17 protein-coding genes are annotated in these 21,033 nt (G+C 71.8%); 4 read left to right on the forward strand and 13 right to left on the reverse strand.

What is annotated here, in order from left to right; translation table 11 throughout:
* Positions 1–60: 60 nt before the first annotated feature.
* From D9R02_RS01500 to galU, 3 genes are all read right to left on the reverse strand, one after another.
* Entirely contained in the window at positions 61–933 is an 873-nt protein-coding gene (locus D9R02_RS01500; RefSeq protein WP_259463885.1) for a hypothetical protein, read from the reverse strand.
* A gap of 276 nt (positions 934–1,209) precedes the next feature.
* Positions 1,210–1,854 (reverse strand): GNAT family N-acetyltransferase, encoded by a 645-nt coding sequence (locus tag D9R02_RS01505; protein WP_019309590.1) that lies wholly within the window; start codon positions 1,852–1,854, stop codon positions 1,210–1,212.
* A gap of 13 nt (positions 1,855–1,867) precedes the next feature.
* A complete protein-coding gene (galU, locus tag D9R02_RS01510; RefSeq protein ID WP_019309591.1) occupies positions 1,868–2,776 on the reverse strand; it encodes a UTP--glucose-1-phosphate uridylyltransferase GalU in 909 nt (302 codons plus the stop codon).
* Positions 2,777–2,886: 110 nt separating this feature from the next.
* On the opposite strand from galU, the gene D9R02_RS01515 reads away from it, so the two are divergent.
* The 3 genes from D9R02_RS01515 (at position 2,887) to cpaB (ending at position 4,812) form a co-directional block, all read left to right on the forward strand.
* Positions 2,887–3,504 carry a 5-formyltetrahydrofolate cyclo-ligase gene (locus D9R02_RS01515; RefSeq protein WP_019309592.1) on the forward strand — a complete coding sequence of 206 codons (618 nt, stop codon included), beginning with the start codon at positions 2,887–2,889 and terminating at the stop codon, positions 3,502–3,504.
* Between the two features lie 105 nt (positions 3,505–3,609).
* On the forward strand, positions 3,610–3,996 hold the full coding sequence (locus D9R02_RS01520) for an FmdB family zinc ribbon protein (protein WP_019309593.1): 387 nt from the start codon (positions 3,610–3,612) through the stop codon (positions 3,994–3,996).
* Between the two features lie 141 nt (positions 3,997–4,137).
* A complete protein-coding gene (cpaB, locus tag D9R02_RS01525) occupies positions 4,138–4,812 on the forward strand; it encodes a Flp pilus assembly protein CpaB (protein WP_019309594.1) in 675 nt (224 codons plus the stop codon).
* A 90-nt stretch (positions 4,813–4,902) separates the two neighbouring features.
* Here cpaB and D9R02_RS01530 read toward each other — a convergent pair whose 3' ends face one another.
* The 10 genes from D9R02_RS01530 to groES form a co-directional block, all read right to left on the reverse strand.
* Positions 4,903–5,067, reverse strand: coding sequence for a hypothetical protein (locus D9R02_RS01530; RefSeq protein ID WP_237708713.1), 165 nt, complete (start codon positions 5,065–5,067; stop codon positions 4,903–4,905).
* A 37-nt stretch (positions 5,068–5,104) separates the two neighbouring features.
* Complete coding sequence (locus D9R02_RS01535; protein WP_019309596.1) at positions 5,105–8,947, reverse strand: ATP-binding protein; 3,843 nt, start codon at positions 8,945–8,947, stop codon at positions 5,105–5,107.
* Positions 8,948–9,042: 95 nt separating this feature from the next.
* Complete coding sequence (guaA, locus tag D9R02_RS01540; protein ID WP_029603150.1) at positions 9,043–10,641, reverse strand: glutamine-hydrolyzing GMP synthase; 1,599 nt, start codon at positions 10,639–10,641, stop codon at positions 9,043–9,045.
* A gap of 42 nt (positions 10,642–10,683) precedes the next feature.
* The gene (locus D9R02_RS01545) at positions 10,684–11,277 is read right to left on the reverse strand and encodes a DUF3817 domain-containing protein (RefSeq protein WP_019309598.1); all 594 of its coding nucleotides are present in this window, start codon (positions 11,275–11,277) and stop codon (positions 10,684–10,686) included.
* Positions 11,270–12,250 (reverse strand): SURF1 family protein, encoded by a 981-nt coding sequence (locus D9R02_RS01550; RefSeq protein ID WP_019309599.1) that lies wholly within the window; start codon positions 12,248–12,250, stop codon positions 11,270–11,272. Before D9R02_RS01550 ends, D9R02_RS01545 begins: the two co-directional genes overlap by 8 nt.
* A gap of 52 nt (positions 12,251–12,302) precedes the next feature.
* Positions 12,303–13,424 (reverse strand): GuaB3 family IMP dehydrogenase-related protein, encoded by a 1,122-nt coding sequence (locus D9R02_RS01555; RefSeq protein ID WP_121241182.1) that lies wholly within the window; start codon positions 13,422–13,424, stop codon positions 12,303–12,305.
* Between the two features lie 48 nt (positions 13,425–13,472).
* Positions 13,473–14,969 (reverse strand): IMP dehydrogenase, encoded by a 1,497-nt coding sequence (gene guaB, locus D9R02_RS01560; protein WP_035885106.1) that lies wholly within the window; start codon positions 14,967–14,969, stop codon positions 13,473–13,475.
* Between the two features lie 155 nt (positions 14,970–15,124).
* The gene (locus D9R02_RS01565; RefSeq protein WP_019309602.1) at positions 15,125–17,122 is read right to left on the reverse strand and encodes an acyltransferase family protein; all 1,998 of its coding nucleotides are present in this window, start codon (positions 17,120–17,122) and stop codon (positions 15,125–15,127) included.
* A gap of 294 nt (positions 17,123–17,416) precedes the next feature.
* Positions 17,417–19,003: a chaperonin GroEL gene (groL, locus tag D9R02_RS01570; RefSeq protein WP_019309603.1), complete on the reverse strand. Its 1,587-nt coding sequence runs from the start codon at positions 19,001–19,003 to the stop codon at positions 17,417–17,419.
* Positions 19,004–19,109: 106 nt separating this feature from the next.
* A complete protein-coding gene (gene groES, locus D9R02_RS01575) occupies positions 19,110–19,406 on the reverse strand; it encodes a co-chaperone GroES (protein ID WP_012397747.1) in 297 nt (98 codons plus the stop codon).
* 314 nt (positions 19,407–19,720) lie between these two features.
* Here groES and D9R02_RS01580 point away from each other — a divergent pair, with 314 nt between their 5' ends.
* Positions 19,721–21,001, forward strand: coding sequence for a class I SAM-dependent methyltransferase (locus D9R02_RS01580; protein ID WP_070636800.1), 1,281 nt, complete (start codon positions 19,721–19,723; stop codon positions 20,999–21,001).
* Positions 21,002–21,033 lie beyond the last annotated feature (32 nt).

The following is a 21,033-nucleotide window of genomic DNA, read 5'->3' on the forward strand; positions in this document are numbered from 1 at the left end:
GCGGCCCTGTTCGGGATCCGCGGCGCGCTGCTGTCGTCAAATCGGTAGGTGCTGGAGGCGTCAGGCCCGGCGTCGCTTCAGGACGTCGTCCAGGTTCAGCGCGGCGCTCTCCTGCTCCCCAGCGCGGACCGCGTCCTTGAGGGACGTGGTGGTGGCCGCCGGGCGCTGCGGCACCCGCAGCGGTTCCGGTGCGCGGCGCTGCACCACGGGCGCCTGGGTGTAGAGCGGCTTGGGCACCGGGACCGGCTCCCATGTGGCCGCGGTGGATCCCGCGGCGGCCGAGCTGCGGGCCACCTTGAGGGCCTCCGCGCGCAGCTCCGCCACGCTGTAAGTCTTCTCGACCGCGGGGCGCTCGGGCTCCACCGTCTCGGGCAGCTGCCCCTCGGCCGGCAGATCCAGGGCGGCGTCCGCCTGCAGCTCCTGCTCCTCGCGGTCCTGACGGGCCTGGTCCTCGTTGTCGAAGATGGCGTGCTGGGCGGGGGCCGTCTGACGCGTGGCGGCCTGGGCCGACACGCCGGCGCGGTCGGTGACGGCCAGGTAGCGCAGACCCGCCACGCAGCCGGCCCCCAGCAGGAGCAGCACCACGGGCACGGCCCACGTGACGGCCGTGAAGGGCGCGGCGATTCCGGTGAGTACGGCGGCCAGGACGAGCGCGGCGCCGGTCAGGAACACGATGGTGCGGTCCCACTTGATCCGGAGACCCGCCACGGATCCGCGGCGGACGGTGATGGCGGACGGCGCATGTGCCGAGGTGTCCATGGCTGTCGTCTCCCGTTCATGAAGCTGTACTGAGGCCGTGGCCCCCACTCTACTGGGCGTGCTGCGGACGTGCTCGCGGGGGCGGTCCGACGGGTGGAGCAGCAGGTCCGGGGCCTCCACCTGGGCGCGGACCGGAACGCTGGTGCGCCTGGCCACGTGCGGTGCGAACCACATCACACACAGCACGATGATAGCGGCCAGGACCGCTGAACTGCTCACCCAAGACAAACCCACCATTTCAGGGTAGGACAGGTGAGAAAGATTCCCGGCGTGGAATGAGCGTGTTGCTCACATCAATGTCATTCGATGGTCCTGGGGCGGAGTTCGGGTGCCCGTCAGCCGTACGTCGTCCGGTTTCAGGCCCGACCGGCGGACGCCCGGGGCCGGTCGCGCGATGGGCACAGCCCTGGGTCCGGCCGCTCGGCGCGCACCCGCGCGCCGAGCGGTGGGTCAGCGCAGCCCGCGCCGCACGGTGATGCCCTCGTCCTCGCCGGTGAACCGGCGCACGAGGCCTTCGGGAACCTCCTCGGCCGTGAGCGCGAAGCTGCGGTGGTCCGCCCACCGACCGGCAATGTGCAGGAAACGCTCCCGCAGGCCCTCGTCCCGGAAGCCCAGTTTCTCCACGACCCGCAGGGACTTGGCGTTCTCGGGACGGATGTTGATCTCCATGCGGTGCAGCCTCAGGTGCTGGAAGCAGTAGTCGGTGGCCATGGCCACGGCCATCGGAGCGATCCCCCGGCCCGCCTGCGCGCCGTCCACCCAGTACCCCAGGCTGGCCGAGCGGAACGAGCCCAGGGTGATGCCCGAGACGGTCAGCTGCCCCACGAGCTCCTGCCGCCTGCTCACCGGGTCCAGCTCCGTGATCAGCCACGGCAGAGACTGCCCGGCCCGCGCCTGCTGCCGCATCTGCCGCACGAAGCTGCGGTACGACGGCGCCGTCCCCGCCGCCTCGGGGTTGCTCGCCTCCCACGGCTCGAGCCACTCCCGGTTGCGGTAGCGCACCCGGTCCCACTCACCGCGGTCACTCATGACCAGTGGGCGCAGCATCAGCTGCGCCCACTGGACGGTGACGGGCCACTCGGCTGCCGTGCTCACCCGGTGCGGGTCCTCAGACCTCGAGGGTCTTGGCGTAGTCCGCGATCCAGGACCGCAGACCCGGGCCGAGGTCGTCGCGCTCGCACGCTAGCTCGATGTTGGCCTTGAGGTAGGAGAGCTTGTCGCCGGTGTCGAAACGGCGTCCCTTGAACACCACGCCGTACATGCCGTGGGCGTCCCCACCGCGGTCCGCAACAGTCTGCATGGCGTCCGTCAGCTGGATCTCGCCGCCGCGGCCCGGTGCGGTGCTCTCGAGGATCTCGAAGATCTCCGGGTGCAGCACGTAACGGCCGATGATCGCCAGGTTGGAGGGGGCGTCCTCCGGGGCCGGCTTCTCCACCAGGCCGTTGACCTTCACGTAGTCCTCGCCCTCCACGGCGGTGACGTCGGCGCAGCCGTAGGCGCTGATGCTCTCGCGCGGCACCTCCATGAGGGCCACCACGGAGCCGCCCGTGCGCTCCTGCACCTCGATCATCCGGGAGAGCAGGTCCTCCTTCTCGTCGATCAGGTCGTCTCCGAGCAGCACCGCGAAGGGGTCCTCCCCCACGTGAATCTTGGCGCGCAGCACGGCGTGGCCGAGGCCCTGGGGGTCCTGCTGGCGCAGGTAGTGGATCTCCCCGAGGTCCGACGCGTGCTCCACCTCGGAGAGCAGGGCGTCCTTGCCCGACTCCTTCAGCTGGGCTTCGAGGGCGGGAACGCGGTCGAAGTGGTCCTCCAGGGCCCGCTTGGAGCGGCCCGTGATCATGAGGACGTCGTCCAGGCCGGCGTCCACGGCCTCCTGGACCACGTACTGGATGGCCGGGCGGTCCACGACCGGCAGCATCTCCTTGGGCATCGCCTTGGTGGCGGGCAGGAAGCGGGTGCCCAGTCCCGCGGCGGGGATGACGGCCTTGTGTACGCGCTTGGTTTCGTGAGGGCTCATGGACTTAGGGTAAACGACGAGGCATCCGCGCCCCGGCTCCAACCCTGGAATCCGGCCGGTAATGCACTCCGTGTACTCCCAAGAGCGGACAGTCACCCAGGAGCGTGCCCATGGAACAGCCCTCAGGGGACCGCGCCGCCAAGGCAACCCTGCGCGCGCACGTGCTCGAGCGGCGTCGTCACCGCGGTGCCGGGGTGCGGCGCGAGGCGCAGGCGGGCCTGGGGACGCACCTCACCCGGCTTCTCGCAGAGACCGGAGCGGGCGACGTCGCCGGCTTCCTGCCGCTGCCCGACGAACCGCCGCTGCTGCCGGCGCTCGAGGACGCCCATCGGCGGGGGCGGCGCGTGTGGCTGCCGGTCGTGGCCCCGCGGCGGACGCTGGCCTGGGTGCAGTGGCGTCCCGGGGCCGCGCGGGTGGACGGCGCCCTGCCCGGTCTGCGCGAACCCGCCGGCCCGCGGCACGGCCTGGAAGTGTTCGCGGCCGTCCGCGTCCTGGTGGTTCCCGTGGTGGCCGTGGACCGCAGCGGCGTGCGACTGGGCTTCGGTGGCGGCTACTACGACCGGTTCCTCGAGGCCCTCGGGACCGCCGGACACCGGCCCCGGACCGTGGCGTGCTGCTTCGCGGACGAGGTGCTCCCCGCCGGAGAGGTCCCGTCGGAGCCCCACGACGCGGTCCTGGCCGAGGTGCTCACCGAGCACGGCGTCGTGGCGCTGGGCGGGTCCGCCTGAGCGCACCCGTGTGGGCGGCCCGAGCTGGCGCGGTCGAGCGGGAGCCCGCGAGTAGGATGTGACGTCGGTGAACGACCGTCCCTCCCGCTCTCGAAGGAATCATCCGTGCCCGTTTACGCCTACGCCTGCAAAGACTGCGGCCATGCTTTCGACATCCGCCAGTCCTTCTCCGACGACGCCCTGACCGTGTGCCCCGAGTGCGGGGGCGTGCTGCGCAAGAAGTTCAACTCCGTGGGCGTGGTGTTCAAGGGCTCCGGCTTCTACCGCACCGATTCCCGCTCCGGGGCCTCCGGAGATGCCGGCACGGCCTCCGGCTCGGGATCCGCCGGCGGGTCGGGAGCCTCCGGTGGTTCTGGAACCTCCGGGGACACCGCGGCCACCGGCAGCGGCTCCGGTTCCTCGGGAAGCGGCGCCTCGACCCCTTCGGCCGCGCCCACCACCGGAGCGGGCTCCGCGACCACGACGTCGGGCGGTTCCGCGAGCTCCCGGTGACGCTCCCCGCCCGCTGATCCCACGCTCCGCCCGCGGCGAGCGCCCTGCACAGTCCCGGACCGGGTGCGGCAGACCGTGGCGCAGTGCACCGCTCGTGGAGCGCAGGCCCGGAGATGCTCCATGCCACCCTAGCGTCCGGGTATGAGCTCACCGCCCCGTCCGCACTATCCCCTGGGTCTGAGGCTGCGCACTGCGGTGCGCCGGCGCCACCGGCTCGTGGCCGCCGCGCTCTGCGCGCTGGCCCTCACGATCGTGGTCCTCCGGCTCGCCCCGCCCGGTGACCGGACCACCCCCGTGGTGACAGCCGCCCACGACGTTCCCGCGGGCACCGCCCTGACCGCCGAAGACCTCACCGTGACCGAATTCCCCGTGGACATCGCGCCGGCAGCTGCCTTCACCGGCATTCCCGAGGCGGGCGGGCAGACCACCACCGTGGCGCTCTCACCCGGTCAGCCGGTGACCTCCACCAGCGTGCTGGGGCCCGGTGTGCTGACCGGCCAGCCCCCGGGGACGACCGCCGCCACCGTGCGGGTGAGCGATCCCGCGGTGCTGCGTCACATCCGTCCCGGGGACGCCGTGGACGTCGTGCACCATGCGGACGACGCCTCGGCCGCGCGCGGCCGCCCGGTCGCCCGCTCTGTCACGGTGCTGTGGGCCGCGGCGTCCACGTCCGGAGGTGACACATCCATGCTGGCCCCGGCCGGGACGGACACGGACTCCGGCCTGGTGGTGCTGGCCGCTCCACGAGAGACGGCAGCGAGTCTTGCCGCGCTCGAGGGGTCCGGCCGGGTGTCACTCGTCCTCGTGGCACCGTGACCCGCTGAACGGTGACGGCGCCCCGCTCGAACCGGGAGCGTCCCACGCAGTGCGGCGGGACGGACCCCGTGGCGCGGCCGGTCCGGACGGTCAGCCCCAGTGAGGGGGCCGCTGCTCGCGCAGCCACTGCTCGTGCCCGTCCGAGGTCCCGGCCTCCCGGGGGTCCGGGGCGTCCGAGCCGAGCGACGGCGTGGCCTCGCCCCACACGGGGCCGCCCAGGGCGCGCTCCTGGTCGGGGGCGGTCCCTCCGGTCACGCGCCGGTGCGACCCGCGCCGCCGGCCACCCGAGGACTCATCCGACACGGTCCGCGCTCCCCTGCGCAGCGCCCGGCGCCGGGGCGGCAGCCGCCCCGGCCTCGCCACCCGAGAGTCCCAGGTAGCGCTGCACGAGTCCGGCCACCGTCTGCGGATCGGTGAAGACCTCCACGGACCACAGGCTCACGTAGTTCCACCCCGCGCGCTCCAGGTGCTGCGGGATCAGCCGGGAACGTTCGCGCACGCTCAGGGCACGGCTGCGGTCGGAGCCGTCCGACTGCAGGGCCACGGGGATCCGGACGGGAGCGTCGTCGTCCCCGCGGTGCAGGACCGCGCCGGCGGAGAGCGACTCGGCATCCGCGTGCGCCGCCATGTCCACGGCGTGCGCGTAGCCGGTGTGCACGGTGGCTCCGGCGGCACGCAGCCGCCGCGCGAGGTCTGCCACGAGCGCATCGGTCGCGGCTCCGGGGTCGTCCACGGGTGCCGGGGCGCGCTCGGACGTGGTCTCCTCCCCGAACAGCACCTCGAGCATGTGGTACATGTCCTTGGCACCGTGCTGCAACCGCCGCAGCTCGGTGTCCTTGGGGTGGATGGACGTCACGATGTGGGTGTGGCGACGCGAGCGGGTCATCCCCCGCACGAACGCCTGGCGGCCGTCCCGCTCGGAGAGCGAGCCCAGCTGAGGCGTGCTGCGCCCGGAGGTGGTCCGCCCGAAGCCCAGCGAGAAGATCACGGTGTCCCGTTCGATGCCGGCCGCCCGGTGCAGCTCCACCACCCGGAAGGACTCGTGGCCCGGCGCGAAGAACTCCGCAGACTCCCCGGACTCACGCAGCCTGCGCTGCACCGCCTGCGCCACGCGGGCGGCGTGCATCGCGCTCGCGGTCACCACGGCCAGCGAGCGCTCCGGGTGGCGCACCGCGTGGGCGAAGACCAGGTCCACGGTGCGCTGGACCTCTGCCGCCGGGGCCTGGACGCCCTCGCTCCCGGCCGTGAGCACACCCACCCCGTCCACCACGTACTCCGCGGAGAGCCCGGTGGTGGCGCCCATGAGCTCCGAGGCGTAGGGCACACGGGTCAGCGCGCCGTCGTAGAAGGCCTCGTTGAGGTAGGAGAACAGGCGGGGGTCCATGGGACGGCGCACCGAGGTCAGTGAGCGGGAGTCCACCACGCGGGACAGCGTCTCGAACGCGGAGTCCACCTCGGTCACGGGCTGCGGGGTGTCCCGCGCGCTCACGCGGGGAGCCACCGTGAACGGCTGCGGACCGCCCGCGTGGGGGTCGCCGAAGGCGATCACCTGCTCCGCCTTGACCACCGCCGGGAGCGTTGCGGCCAGCGGCGTGGACTCGGCGTCCAGGATCACGACGGCGTCCACGGCCTGCTCGTCACCGAGGGTCGCCGTGAGCACGAGCGGACTGGCCGTCCACACGGGCACCAGGGAGGGCGTGAGGCGCTGGACCCGGTCCAGCTCCTCGGTGCGGACCCGTCCGCTGCGCAGCATGTCGCGCAGGGTGCGTGCCTCCCGCGGGAACCGCTCGGCATCCCGGGCCCACCGTGTGGCCAGCTCGTGCTCCAGCCGAGCCGGGGCCGCGGCGATGTGCGCGGAGTCGGCACGCCGGAAGGCGGACTCCGTCCTGCGCAGCTGGGAACCGTCCGGCATGGCCACGAAGTCGTCTCCGCTGATCATGGCTTCGAGGACGGACTGCCACCACGCCAGCTCGAGCTCGTCGTCCACCTGCTCCGCGGGCACGCCCCGGGACTCGAGGTCCGCGAGGAACTCCCCCAGACCACGGGCCCGCAGGTCCTCGAGCAGCACGGTCCGCTCGGGAAGGGTGCTCAGGTGGGCCTCGTCGTTGATCAGTTCGTCCAGGATCACCTGGAGCTCGTCCACGGTGGCGGTCTCCAGCCGGGCCGCGGTGACCGAGCCCTCCAGGGCGATGGCCAGGCCCTCGAGGTCCTCCCGGAAGCGGCGGTGGGTGCGCAGGGTCTCCTCCGCGCGGTCGGACACGGCCGGCTGCTCCAGAGTGGTGGCCCACTGCCGCCAGCGGTCCCGCTCGGACTGCACCTTCACCAGCGCGGCGTGCAGGTCGGACAGGTGCACGCCCGGGCGGATGTACTCCTTGGCCGCCTTGCGCAGCCGGGAGCGCTGCAGCCCGCTGAGCTCGATCTCGTGGTCGCGGCGCCAGGACGCGGAGGCCGTGGCGGCAATCAGGTCCGTGACGGGGCGGTCGTAGATGTCCGGGGTGAGGTGGCGCAGCGAGTTGCCCACGTCGATCACCAGCTCGAGCTGCTGCTCCCACTCCGCGATCGTGGAGCCCACCCGCAGCCCGGACACGCCCAGGACGTGGCGCATGGCGGTGGACAGCGTGGTCAGCTCCAGCAGGAGGGACTTCGCGAGGTCGTGGGCCTGGCGGGCCTCGTCGTCGTTGACCAGGCGGGCACCGTGCCACGGGCCCGCGAGCGTGGCCGGGTCGAAGGCCCCCAGGGCGGCGGCGCGCTGCAGCTGGCGCCGCACCTCGCCGCGGTGGGACACGGCGTCGAGCACGGAGCGCCGGAAGCGCACCGTGGTCTGGGGCCCGGGATCCCGAGCGGTCAGCTCCGCGAGGGCCTGCATGGCCTCGTAGGGGGACGCCTGCCAGCGTGGCCGGCGGGTGTGCAGCGACTCCTCGTGCACGCGCAGCTGCTCCCGAGTGCGCTGCAGCGCCTCCCGGATCGGCTCGGTGTGCGGTTCCTGGGTGCGCTCGTTGCGGGCCACCGCGCGCACGAGCCGCTCGGCGACGTCGTCCGGGCTCAGGTGGGAGCCCAGCGGGAGCACGAGCGAGTCCAGTCCCGTGCGGTTCCAGGCGCGGTTGAAGGCGGCCAGCGTGGTGCGGGACTCGCCCAGCACCAGCACGCTGCGCCCGCGGTGCACCAGGGCGCCCACGGTGGAGACCACGGTGTCCACCGCGGCGGTCCCCACGGGGGTGCCCACCACGAAGCTCTTGCCCTGCTCCGCGAGGTCCACAACCTCCTGCTGGTTTGCGTCCAGGTCCGTGAGCAGCAGCTCGTCCGCGGGATCCCGCTGGTCCAGCGCGGGGGCGTCGTTGGTGAGGGCGTGCACCACGGGCAGCTTGCCCACCTCGGAGTTCTTCAGGCGCGCCAGGTCCTCCACCAGGCGGGTGCGGGCCACCACGTGCTCGTCCGCCGGACGCTCGTGCAGGTCCGCGAACGTGGAGACCACCAGCTGGTGCTCCACGTGCATCCCGGGGACCTCCACAGCGAGCTGCCGCAGGGTCTCGAGCACGGGGGCGGGGTCCAGCTTGCGCGTGCCGTACGCCAGGCGGGACATCTCCGCGGTGGCCAGCTCCACACCGTGGTCCTCCCGGAGTCTGCGCACGAGCGCGGGGTTCAGGTGCGCCGGTCCCACGATGTGCAGCTCGAAGTCCTTGTGGTCCGGGCGCAGCTTCACGGTCACCGGCGCCAGCAGGACGGGGGCGATGAAACGCCGCAGCCCGTCCGCCACGGGGTCCGCGAGCCAGGACGCGGTGCCCGCCGCGAGGTACGCCGCGTCCAGCCCGTGGCCCACGGACAGCTCGTGGATCTTGGTGCGCAGCGCACGGGCGGAGCGCACCGCGCGGTCGTACGCGGGGGTGTTCTGGTGGATCATCGTGGACAGCCGCGTGGGCCGCTGCATCAGCAGCTGCGCCTGCCCCGAGGAGTTGGCCTCCGTGAGGTCGATGCACACGTTGTCCACCTGGTTGAAGTCCAGGAGAGTGTCCGGCCCCGTGTACGCGTCCATCTGCTGGGTCCACGCGCGCAGGGACACGCGGGGGTGCTCCCGGGGCCCCTGCATGGCGTCCGTGTCCTGGGGGGTGGGTCGCGGGCTGTCCTGGGGTGTCGGCATGGTGCTCCTACTCACGAGTGCGCCGGTCCGCGCGCCACGGGGACGTGGGGCCGACCGGCGCACCGGGACTGACGATGGCTCTCAGAGGGCGGGGATCACTCCCACTCGATGGTTCCCGGCGGCTTGGACGTCACGTCCAGGACCACGCGGTTGATCTCCTCGACCTCGTTGGTGATGCGGTTGGACACCCGCGCCAGCAGCTCGGAGGGCAGCCGGGACCAGTCAGCGGTCATGGCGTCCTCGGAGCTGACCGGGCGCAGCACGATCGGGTGGCCGTACGTGCGGCCGTCACCCTGCACACCCACGGAGCGCACGTCCGCGAGCAGGACCACGGGCATCTGCCAGACCTCGTCGTCCAGGCCCGCCCGGGTGAGCTCCTCACGGGCGATCGCGTCCGCGCGGCGCAGGACGTCCAGGCGCTCCTCCGTGACCTCGCCGATGATGCGGATGCCCAGACCCGGACCCGGGAAGGGCTGACGGCCCACGATGTTCTCGGGAAGCCCGAGCTCGCGGCCCACCGCGCGCACCTCGTCCTTGAACAGGGCCCGCAGCGGCTCCACGAGCTCGAACTGCAGATCCTCGGGGAGCCCGCCCACGTTGTGGTGGCTCTTGATGTTGGCCGCGCCCTCGCCACCGCCGGACTCGACGACGTCCGGGTAGAGGGTGCCCTGGACCAGGAACCGCACGGGCTGGCCGTCCTGGGCCTCCTCGCGCAGCACCTTCTCCTCGGCGGCCTCGAACGCGCGGATGAACTCCCGGCCGATGGCCTTGCGCTTGGTCTCGGGGTCCGTGACGCCCTTGAGCGCGTCCAGGAAACGGTCCTGCTCACGGGCGATGTGGAGCTTGACGCCCGTGGCGGCCACGTAGTCCTTCTCCACCTGCGCCACCTCGTCCTGACGCATCAGCCCGTGGTCCACCAGGACGCACGTGAGGCGGTCGCCGATGGCGCGCTGCACGAGGGCTGCGGCCACCGCGGAATCCACGCCGCCGGAGAGCCCGCACAGCGCCTTGCCGTCGCCCACCTGGGCACGGATCGCGGCCACCTGCTCCTCGATGATGTTGCCGGTGGACCACGTGGGGGTCAGCTGCGCGCCGTTGAAGAGGAAGTTCTCCAGCACCTTCTGGCCGAACGCGGAGTGCTTGACCTCGGGGTGCCACTGCACGCCGTAGAGGCGGCGCTCGCGGTTCTCGAAGGCGGCCACGGGGGCACCCTCGGTGGTGGCGAGCGTGGTGAACCCCTCGGGGGCGGCCGTGACGGAGTCCCCGTGGCTCATCCACACGGTCTGCACGTCCGGGGTGCCGTCCAGCAGGGTGCCCACGGCGGTGTCCGGGCACGTGGCGGTGGTGGCGCCGTACTCGCGCACACCGGTGCGCTCCACGGTGCCGCCCAGGGCGTTGGCCATGACCTGGAACCCGTAGCAGATGCCCAGCACGGGCACCCCGGCCTCGAAGAGCTCGGCGTCGCGCTGCGGCGCACCGGGCGCGTACACGGAGGCGGGACCGCCGGAGAGGATCAGCGCGGCAGGGTTGCGCGCGAGGATCTGCTCGGTGGACCAGGTGTGCGGGACGATCTCGGAGTACACGTTCGCCTCGCGGACCCGGCGGGCGATCAGCTGCGCGTACTGCGCACCGTAATCGACCACGAGGACCGGGCGCTGCTCCAGTTCGCTCAGGGTGTCAGGGGTTTCAGTCACGCCCACAAGTCTAGAACACGCACGGGCCTCCCCCGGCGGGGCTCAGTAGCGCTTGGCGGCCTTGGGGTTGGCCGCGAGCTCGGCCTCGGTGGAGCGGTGGATCTTGCGCTCCACGATGAAGGAGAGGAACGGCACCACGCCGCCCAGGGCCATGACGATGAGCTGGGCGAACGGCCAGCGCATGAGGGACCACACGCGCAGGCACGAGAGCAGGTAGATCACGTAGAACCAGCCGTGGACGATCAGGATCCACGTGGAGATGTTCACGCCGCCGGCCAGGTTCTCCAGCTCCAGGTTCTGCCAGCCCAGCGCGACGGTCTCGCCCGTCACCTTGTCGGTGCCGCCGGCAATGAGGTCGTACCCCAGCCCGTAGCGGGTGACCATCTCGGCCACGAGCAGCAGCAGGAACGTGCCGGAGATCCACGCGCACACCTTGTAGAACGTCAGCGCGCCCCGGATCTGCGCCTCGGTGCCGCCGAAGCGGCGCCGGGGCTTGAGCGCCGCGGCCTTGGCCCGCACGCTGTCGGGCACGGTGGCCCGCTCGGGGCTCGCGTCCTCGGGGGCGCTCACCCGCACGCCGTCGGTGCGGCGGACCGGGCGGGGCTGCGGATCGGAGTGCGGCGTGGGGTCAGTCATCAGAGGCTCCGTTGTCGGATCGCGGGGTGGCGCGGGGCCCGGCGGAGCGGTCCGCCCCGGCCACCGCGGGCTGGTCGTCGAAGTAGTAGTAGCGCTGGTCCTGGGCGTCCCAGTAGTAGTAGGACTGCTCGGACTCGTCCCAGAAGTAGTCGCCGTCGAAGTAGAAGTACTGCTCGGGGTTCTGACGGCGCAGGTAGTCGTCCCGCACGAAACGCCACCACAGGAAGACCGCGAAGCCCGCGAACACCACCCACTCCACGGCGTAGAAGAGGTTCAGCGCGTGGACGGACGTGTCCGTGGGCTGCTGGTCGATCTGCAGCTCTGCGAGCCCCTCCCCCATGGGAGCCGCCGACGCCGCCAGGGTCCCTTCCGGCGTCACGGGCGCGGGCTGCGCGGCCGGGTTCTCCGAGAACGAGGCCACGTACCCGGCATACACCGGAGCGTCCCACAGGTTGCTCAGCTGCGCCGAGGCCACGGTGCTCACCTGGTCGGCGGGCAGGGCCTCGCTCGGCAGGGGCGACTCCGTGGGCATGAGCCTGCCGATCACCCGGACCTCGCCCGACGGCGCGGCGGGCACCTCGTCCGGGGAGGCCACCCACCCGCGGGCCACGGCGATGGAGAGGTCCTCGTCCGCGGCGTCCCAGCGGTCCTGCGAACCGGGGATCACCAGCTGCGAGACCACCCAGTACCCCGAGTCGCCGTCGTGCAGACGTCCGGGCACCAGGACCGTGGAGTCGGTGGCGTAGCGCCCCGTCACGGAGACCACGTGGTCCGCCTGCTGGGCCGAGGTCGGCTCACCGGGGGTGGTGACGGTCTCGAGCGCGGAGACACGGTCCTTGGCAGGGTCCGCCACCGTGGTTGCGCTGCGGGACGCGTTCAGCTGCCACGCGCTCAGCCCCACGAACAGGCACGCCACGAGCAGCGCCACGGCCAGGAAGGCCAGTGAACGGGGGCGCAGCGCGGTTTTGAGCACGACCCAACACTACTGGCCCGCCCTGGGCGTTCTCCAAACCCCCGGCGGCCGCTCAGTTGCGGATGACCACCTCGGCCCGCTGGAACTCCTTGAGGTCCGAGTATCCGGTGGTGGCCATGGCCCGGCGCAGCGCGCCCATCACGTTGGAGGAGCCGTCCACGTGGCGCGAGGGCCCGTTGAGCAGCTCGTCCAGGGGACCCACCGTGCCCACGTGGGTGCGCACGCCGCGGGGCGAGTGCGGGTTGTGCGCCTCCGCACCCCACAGCCAGCCCTGCCCGGGGGCCTCCTCCGCACGGGCCAGCAGCGTGCCGAGCATCACGGCGTCGGCGCCCATGGCGATGGCCTTGACGATGTCGCCCGAGGTGCCCAGACCGCCGTCGGCGATCACGTGGACGTAGCGGCCGCCGGACTCGTCGAGGTAGTCGCGGCGGGCCGCGGCGACGTCGGAGATGGCCGAGGCCATGGCGGCGTGGATGCCCAGGATGGACTCGGTGCGCAGGGACGCTCCCCCGCCGAAGCCCACGAGCACGCCGGCCGCGCCCGTGCGCATGAGGTGCAGTGCCGGGGTGTAGCCCGCGGCACCGCCCACGATCACGGGGACGTCGAGGTCGTAGATGAACTGCTTGAGGTCCAGCGGATCCTGCGTCTTGGACACGTGCTCCGCGGAGACCGTGGTGCCGCGGATCACGAAGAGGTCCACGCCCGCCTCGAGCACCGTGCGGTAGTGCTCCACCACACGCTGCGGGGACAGCGAACCGGAGACGATCACCCCGGCCTCACGGATCTCCGCCAGCCGGGCGGTGATCAGCCCGGGCTGGACGGGCGCGGAGTAGAGCTCCTGCATGCGGCGCGTGGCCTGCGGAAGGTTCTCCGAGCTGAGGTCGGCGATCTCGTCTAGGACCGGCTGCGGGTCCTCGTAGCGCGTCCAGAGGCCCTCGAGGTCCAGCACGCCCAGCCCACCGGCGCGGCCCAGGTCGATCGCGGTGGCCGGGGACATCACCGAGTCCATGGGTGCACCCACCACGGGGATGTCGAACCGGTAGGCGTCGATCTGCCACGCCGTGCTCACGTCCCGCGGGTCGCGCGTGCGCCGGGAGGGCACCAGGGCGATCTCGTCCAGGCTGAACGTGCGGCGGGCGCGTTTGGATCGCCCGATTTCGATGTCGTAGCTCACGTGGGGTCCTTTCACCGCGCAGGGCGCACGGGGGATGTGCGGTGCGGGTCAGCGCTTGTAGTTGGGGGCTTCCACCGTCATGGTGATGTCGTGCGGGTGGGACTCCTTGAGCCCGGCCGGGGTGATCCGCACGAAGCGGCCCTTGTGCTTGAGCTCGTCCACGCTGTGCGCACCCACGTAGAACATGGTCTGGCGCAGCCCGCCGTCCAGCTGGTGCAGCACGGAGGACAGCGGCCCGCGGTAGGGCACCTGACCCTCGATGCCCTCGGGGATCAGCTTCTCGTCGTCGGAGACGTCCGCCTGGAAGTAGCGGTCCTTGGAGTAGGAGGTGTTCTTGCCGCGGGACTGCATGGCGCCCAGCGAGCCCATGCCCCGGTAGGCCTTGAACTGCTTGCCCTGCACGAACACGAGCTCCCCCGGGGACTCGTCGCAGCCCGCGAGCAGCGAGCCGAGCATCACGGAGTCCGCGCCGGCCACGAGCGCCTTGCCGATGTCGCCGGAGAACTGCAGGCCACCGTCCGCAATGAGCGGCACACCAGCGGGAATCGTGACCTGGGCGGCCTCGTTGATCGCGGTGATCTGCGGGACGCCCACGCCCGCAATGATGCGGGTGGTGCAGATGGAGCCCGGACCCACCCCCACCTTCACGGCGTCGGCGCCGGCGTCCACGATCGCCTGCGCACCGGCGCGCGTGGCCGCCTGGCCGCCGATCACGTCCACGTGCGCCGCCGCGGACTCCTTCTTGAGCCGGGCGATCATCTCCAGCACGCCCTGGGAGTGGCCGTTGGCGGTGTCGATGAACAGCGCGTCCACCCCGGCCTCCACCAGGGTCATCGCGCGCTCCCAGCCATCGCCGAAGAAGCCCACGGCGGCGCCCACGCGCAGCCGCCCCTCGTCGTCCTTGGTGGCCAGGGGGTACTGCTCCGCCTTGGTGAAGTCCTTGACGGTGATGAGCCCGGTGAGCCGGTCCTGCTCGTCCACCAGGGGCAGCTTCTCGATCTTGTGCTGGGCGAGCAGCGCGTGGGCCTCGTCCTTGCCCATGCCCACCTTGCCCGTGACGAGCGGCATGGGGGTCATCACGTCGCGCACCAGGCGGGTGTCGAAGTCGCTCTCCGGCAGGTAGCGCGTGTCGCGGTTGGTGATGATGCCCAGCAGCCGCTGGTCCTCGTCCACCACGGGCAGCCCGGAGACCTTGAAGTAGCCGCACAGCCGGTCCAGCTCGGCGAGCGTGGCGTCCGGGGACACCGTCACGGGGTTGGTGATCATCCCGGACTCGCTGCGCTTCACACGGTCCACGTGGTCCGCCTGGTCCTGGATGGACAGGTTGCGGTGGATCACACCCATGCCGCCCTGACGGGCCATGGAGATGGCCATGGCGGACTCGGTCACGGTGTCCATGGCGGCGGAGAGCACGGGCGCCTCCAGCGTGATCCGGCGCGAGAGGCGCGTGCTGGTGGAGGCCTCCGAGGGGATCACGTCCGTGTTGCCGGGGAGCAACAGGACGTCGTCGTAGGTCAGTCCGGTGAAGCCGAACGGATCGTCCATGAGTGCCGTGGGCACGTTGTCAGACACGGGTAGTCCCTTCCACGCGAGAATGTCGCCCCCAGTCTACGGGCCGGGCCGCGCGCTCCCCTCGCCCCACGGCCCTCGTCGTCACGGGTGCGTCCGACGACGCCGCTGCCGCGCCCCGCGAGCTCGCCTCAGCCCTCGGACTCCACGGCCGCCACGAGGTCCTCCCGCAGCAGGGGCGCCATGCTGCGCGCGTAGTCCCACGTGAGGTGGTGGAAGTCCAGCCACACGTTCACGTTGCCGATCACGGGAGCGCACACGTCCTGCGGGCAGATCAGGGGGGTGGGGTCGATGCCCGTGTAGCCCGGGATGGACTCCAGGGACCGCGCGGGGTTCTCCGCGGTGAGCACCTCGTCCTTCTCCGTGGTGCAGGACGGGTCCTCGCGTCCCTTCTCCGCGACGCACCGGGTGGGGTCGTAGCCCAGGCGGGGGTTGTCCCGGAACCCCACCACCGTGGTGCCGTCCGCAGTGAGGTCCCGGACGATCGGCTCCAGTCCGGCCACGGTGTGCTCGGCTGCCCCGTCCATGAGTTCGGCCCGCGTGGAGGTGGTCAGAACGGCATCGGGCTGCAGCTGGTCGAGGTATTCCAGGACCGCCTCGTTGCCCTTCCGACACTCCGGTGTCTGGCCCTCCACGCCGAGTCCGCACCCGGGCTGCAGCACGGAGACCAGCTGCCAGTTCTCCTCCTCGGCCACCGGGATCACGGCGCCCATGTACTGCTCCATGTGGGAGTTGCCCACCACGGCGACCACCTTGGTGGGATTCTCCACCGGCTCGGTCTGGCGGCAGAAGTCCTGCGCCACCGGGTTCTGGGAGGTGAACTCGCCGCTGCACCGCTCGGGCAGCCCCACCCACTGGTCCGTCATGGAGGTGGGCAGCGCCGGAGCGTCGGGGTCCCCCTCGAACTCGAAGCCGGGCTCCAGCACCCGGGCGCCGGGGTTGTTGAGCTCCGCCTGCGCCTCGAGCTTCGTCTCCCGTCGTTCCTCCACGGCTGCCCAGGAACCCGCCACGGCCAGCACCAGGCTCATGCACACCGCGATCACCAGCCCCAGCCGCCAGTTCTTCGCCTCCGGCCACGCCCAGTTCTTCAGGGGCGTCTCCACCAGACGGGTCAGCAGCAGCGCCAGGAGCACCGAGACCACCACGATCACCACGCCGGAGCGCGGCCCCGCCACGGGGCGGTCACGGACCACCAGGTAGGTGATCAGCAGGGGCCAGTGCACCAGGTAGAGGGCGTAGGCCGAGTCACCCATCCGCACCACCGGACCCCACGAGAGGAAACGGTCGAAACCCCACCGCGAACCCGACTGCCCGGCCACGATGATCGCCGCGGCAGAGACCAGGGGCCACAGTGCGATCCACCCCGGGAACGCGCCCTGCACGTCCACGAGGATGCCCACGGACACCATGCTCACGAAACCAGCCCATCCCAGAAGCACCCGCAGCCCACGGCTCGGCCGCAGGTACGGAATGGCCAGAGCCACCAGGGACCCCAGCGCGAACTCCCACAGCCGGGCGCGGGTGTCGAAGTACGCGAACGCCTGCTGGGTGTGCGTGGTGATCACCGAGAACGCCAGCGAGACCGCGAAGACCGCCCCGAAGCACACCGCGAGCACGGGCACGCTGCTGCGCCCCGTGCGCCGCTTGACCAGCCACGCGAGTGCGAAGATCAACGGCCAGACCAGGAACACCTGACCCTGCACCGACAGCGACCAGAAGTGCTGGAACGGGGACGCGCTGGAGTGGTCCGCCGCGTAGTAGTCCACGGCGTTGAACGCCAGCGACCAGTTCTCCACGTACAGGATCGACGCCACACCCTGGGAGCGGAAAGCGGCTGCGTCCTGCGCCGGGTAGAACAGCCACAGCAGCACGAAGGTGCCCAGGACCACCAGCGTGGCCAGGGGCAGCAGACGTTTGAACGTGTGCAGCCAGTACCGCCCCAGTGCGAGCGGACGCCCGCCCTCGATCTTGCGCACGAAGGACGAGGTCATGAAGAAGGCGGAGATGAACAGGAAGATGTCCACACCACCGGAGACCCGGCCCATGAACACGTGGTAGACCACCACGAGCAGCACGGCCACAGCGCGCAGACCCTGCACCTCGGGGCGGAACCCCGAGTACCGGGACACCCGGTCGGAGGGTCTCGATCCCCCGGCTCCGCCGCTCCCCGCACCCCAGGGAGGGGTCTTCGCGGAGTCGGGAGACGGGACCGTGGGGAAGTGCATCGCATCAGGTTAGGCCGGGGGCGCAGGCAGGTCCAACCACGGCTCCGCTCGCGCAGACCCCCAGTGGGCCGCGTGCTGGTCTGCGCACAGCACGACGGCGGCCCCCTCCCGCAGGAGGGGGCCGCCGTGCCGATCAACCGCTCACCCCGTGGCGCGTGCCGCAGAGGGCGGGGCGCTCACTGGAGCGACGAGGGGTGATCAGTCCTCGTCCTGGTCCTTCTTCTCAGCCACCAGGGTCTCGGTGGTGAGCACGAGGGCCGCGATGGAGGCCGCGTTCTGCAGAGCGGAACGGGTGACCTTCACGGGGTCGATGATGCCCGCCGAGAGCAGGTTCTCGTACTCGCCGGTCAGCGCGTTGTACCCGTTGCCGGGCTCCATCTCGGCCACGCGGGAGGCCACCACGTTGCCGTCCTGGCCCGCGTTCTCCGCGATCCAGCGCAGGGGCTGCGTGAGGGCGCGGCGCACGATGTTCACGGCCGTGGCGGCGTCGCCGTCCAGGCCGAGGTCCGTGCCGTCCAGGGACTTCGAGGCGTGGACCAGGGCGGAGCCGCCGCCGGCCACGATGCCCTCCTCGAGCGCGGCACGCGTGGAGGACACGGCGTCCTCGATGCGGTGCTTGCGCTCCTTCTGCTCCACCTCGGTGGCGGCGCCGACCTTGATCACGGAGATGCCGCCGGCGAGACGCGCGAGGCGCTCCTGGAGCTTCTCGCGGTCCCACTCGGAGTCCGTGCGCGCGATCTCGGAGCGGATCTCCGCCACGCGCTCGGCCACGGCGTCGGAGGAGCCCGCGCCGTCCACCAGGGTGGTCTGGTTCTTGGTCACCGTGATGCGGCGGGCGCGGCCCAGCTGGGAGAGCTCCACGCCCTCCAGGGAAATGCCGAGCTCCGGGGTGATCACGGTGGCGTCCGTGAGCACCGCGAGGTCCTGCATGATCGCCTTGCGGCGGTCTCCGAACCCGGGCGCCTTGAGGGCCACGACGTCCAGCGTGCCGCGCAGCTTGTTGACCACCAGGGTGGACAGGGCCTCGCCCTCGACGTCCTCCGCGATGATGGTCAGCGGCTTCTTGGCCTGCAGCACCTTCTCCAGCACCGGCATGAGGTCCTGGATCGAGGAGATCTTGCCCTGGAACAGCAGCACGTAGGTGTCGTCCAGGACGGCCTCCTGGCGCTCCTGGTCGGTGATGAAGGACGGGGACAGGTAACCCTTGTCGAACTGCATGCCCTCGGTGACGTCCAGCTCCACCTCGGTGGAGGAGCCGTCCTCGATGGTGATCACACCGTCCGTGCCCACGGTCTCGAAGGCGCGGGCGATCAGCTCGCCGATCTCCTCGGACTGGGCGGAGATCGCGGCCACGTGGGCCACGTCCTTGCCCTCCACGGGGCGGGCGTTGTCCAGCAGACGCTGGGACACGGTGGCCACGGCGGCCTCGACCCCGCGCTTGATGTCGCTGGGGGCGGCGCCCGCGGCAACGTTGCGCAGGCCCTCCTTCACGATCGCCTGCGCGAGCACGGTGGCGGTGGTGGTGCCGTCGCCGGCGACATCGTTGGTCTTGGTGGCCACTTCCTTGGCCAGCTGGGCGCCGAGGTTCTCGTACGGGTCCTCGAGCTCCACCTCACGGGCGATGGTCACGCCGTCGTTGGTGATGGTGGGTGCGCCCCACTTCTTGTCCAGGACCACGTTGCGGCCGCGGGGGCCGAGGGTGACCTTGACGGTGTCGGCCAGGCGGTTCACGCCGGCTTCGAGCGCTTTGCGAGCGGTGTCGTCGAACACCAACTGCTTGGGCATGTGAGTTGCTCCTTAGGGAACCGGGAAGACTGCGGAGACGACGCACGCGGTGCCCGCGGCCCGTTCCCGGGCGGGCGGGCACCGCGTACGAAAGGGTGTGGAGAAGTTACTTCTCGATGACGGCCAGCACGTCGCGCGCCGGGAGCACCAGGTACTCCTCGCCGTTGTACTTGACCTCGGTCCCGCCGTACTTGGAGAAGATGACCAGGTCACCCTCGTTGACGTCCACGGGGATGCGGTTGCCCTTGTCATCCACGCGACCCGGGCCCACGGCCAGGACGGTGCCCTCCTGGGGCTTCTCCTTGGCGGTGTCCGGGATGACCAGACCGGAGGCGGTGGTCTGTTCAGCGGCCAGCGGCTGAACCACGATGCGATCCTCGAGGGGCTTGATGGAGACCGACACGATCTCTCCCTTTCTTCTAGGCGTGTGAGACGGTGTGCGTCCGCCGCGTGCCATGGGGTCCCATGACGGCGAGCGCCACAGGCCAGTTGGCGTGCCAACCGTCGTCGCGGTGCCGATTGAGCGCCTGGCCTTTAGCACCCTCCATGGGAGAGTGCTAATAGCACTGTAGGGACGCGGGCCGCGCCCGGTCAAGACGCGCCCGCGCCACTCCCCTGTGGGCTGAACAGGCCCGGCCGACGCCGCTCGGGAGCCCTCCTGCCGGGCGTCACAGCCGCGGCACCCGCTCCGCCTCCGGGGCGTGATGTGATGGTCGGGTGACTGCACCCACCGCTCCGGACGACGCCGAGGCCCGCGGCCTGGCCCGCCTCCTCACTCCCGAGGGCCGCCACCTGCTCGACGCCCTCCCCCCGTACGACGCCTCGGCCTCGCTCGCGCTGAACAAGTCCCTGCGCGACCAGGGCCACGACCCCGAGCTCGTGGCCGCGGCCCTCACCCAGTCCCGACTGAGGGAGAAGGCCCGGACGAAGTTCGGGGACTTCGCGCGGCAGCTGGTCTTCACGCGCGACGGCGTGGAGCAGGCCACCCGGTGGTCCGTGGCCGCCCTGCACGCCCAGCGCTTCGCCCAGGCGGGCGCGGAGCACGTGGTGGACCTCGGCTGCGGCATCGGCGCAGACTCGCTGGCGCTCGCGGCCCTGGACCGTACGGTCACCGCGGTCGAGCGGGATCCCCTCACTGCGGCGGCGGCCACCGTGAACCTCACGGGCTGGCCGCGGGCCCGCGTGCTGTGCTCGGACGCGCAGGAACTGGATCTCTCCGCGCTGGAGAACGGCCCCGTCCACGGGGTGTGGCTGGATCCGGCTCGCCGCGTCACGGGCGGTGGCCGCACCCGCAGGATCTTCGACCCCGAGGCATTCTCCCCTCCGCTGTCCTTCGTCACGTCGCTCGCGGAGGCCGGACTCGCCGTGGGCGCGAAGATCGGACCCGGGATCCCCCACGAGCACGTGCCCGAGGGCGCGGAGGCCCAGTGGATCTCCGACCGCGGGGACGTGGTGGAGGCCGTCCTGTGGTTCGGGGCGGTGCGCCGCCCGGACGTGGTGCGCTCCGCGCTCGTGCTGGGCGGGGGCGCGGAACCCGGCTCCGCGGCGTCGTCGGCGGCGGAACTGACCTCCGGCTCCTGGGACTCCCCGGCCCCCGAGGGCCCCCTGCTGGGCCCCGTGGGCCGCTACCTCTACGAGCCCGACGGCGCCGTGATCCGCGCGGGGCTCGTCACCGACCTCGCGCGGCGCCTCGAGGCGCACCTGGTGCACCCGGACATCGCGTACCTCTCCTCGGAGACCCTGGTGGAGACCCCGCTGGCCCGCGCGTACGAGGTGCGCGAGGTGCTGCCGCACACGGTCAAGGTGCTGCGCCGGTGGGTGCGGGAGCACGACGTGGGCACCCTGGACGTGAAGAAGCGCGGCACGGACGTGACCCCTGAGCAGCTGCGGAAGCAGCTCGCGCCGCGCGGCACGCAGCGCGCCACCCTGGTGATGACACGCGTGGCCGAGCCCGGCGGGGAACGTCGTGTGGTGCTGGCCGTTAACCCCCTACACTGAGAGCCCCTGCGTTCGGACCGCGAGCCGCGGCC

Source organism: Kocuria rhizophila, assembly GCF_003667225.1.
GTDB classification, from domain to species: Bacteria; Actinomycetota; Actinomycetes; order Actinomycetales; family Micrococcaceae; genus Kocuria; species Kocuria rhizophila.

Bases quoted from the DNA above. Each gene is read 5' to 3' on its own strand.
- cpaB (WP_019309594.1), top strand. From the start codon at position 4,138: ATGAGCTCACCGCCCCGTCCGCACTATCCCCTGGGTCTGAGGCTGCGC.
- D9R02_RS01515 (WP_019309592.1), top strand. From the start codon at position 2,887: ATGGAACAGCCCTCAGGGGACCGCGCCGCCAAGGCAACCCTGCGCGCG.
- guaB (WP_035885106.1), bottom strand. From the start codon at position 14,969: ATGGACGATCCGTTCGGCTTCACCGGACTGACCTACGACGACGTCCTG.
- D9R02_RS01535 (WP_019309596.1), bottom strand. From the start codon at position 8,947: ATGCCGACACCCCAGGACAGCCCGCGACCCACCCCCCAGGACACGGAC.
- groL (WP_019309603.1), bottom strand. From the start codon at position 19,003: ATGCCCAAGCAGTTGGTGTTCGACGACACCGCTCGCAAAGCGCTCGAA.
- D9R02_RS01500 (WP_259463885.1), bottom strand. From the start codon at position 933: ATGTGGTTCGCACCGCACGTGGCCAGGCGCACCAGCGTTCCGGTCCGC.
- D9R02_RS01545 (WP_019309598.1), bottom strand. From the start codon at position 11,277: ATGACTGACCCCACGCCGCACTCCGATCCGCAGCCCCGCCCGGTCCGC.
- galU (WP_019309591.1), bottom strand. From the start codon at position 2,776: ATGAGCCCTCACGAAACCAAGCGCGTACACAAGGCCGTCATCCCCGCC.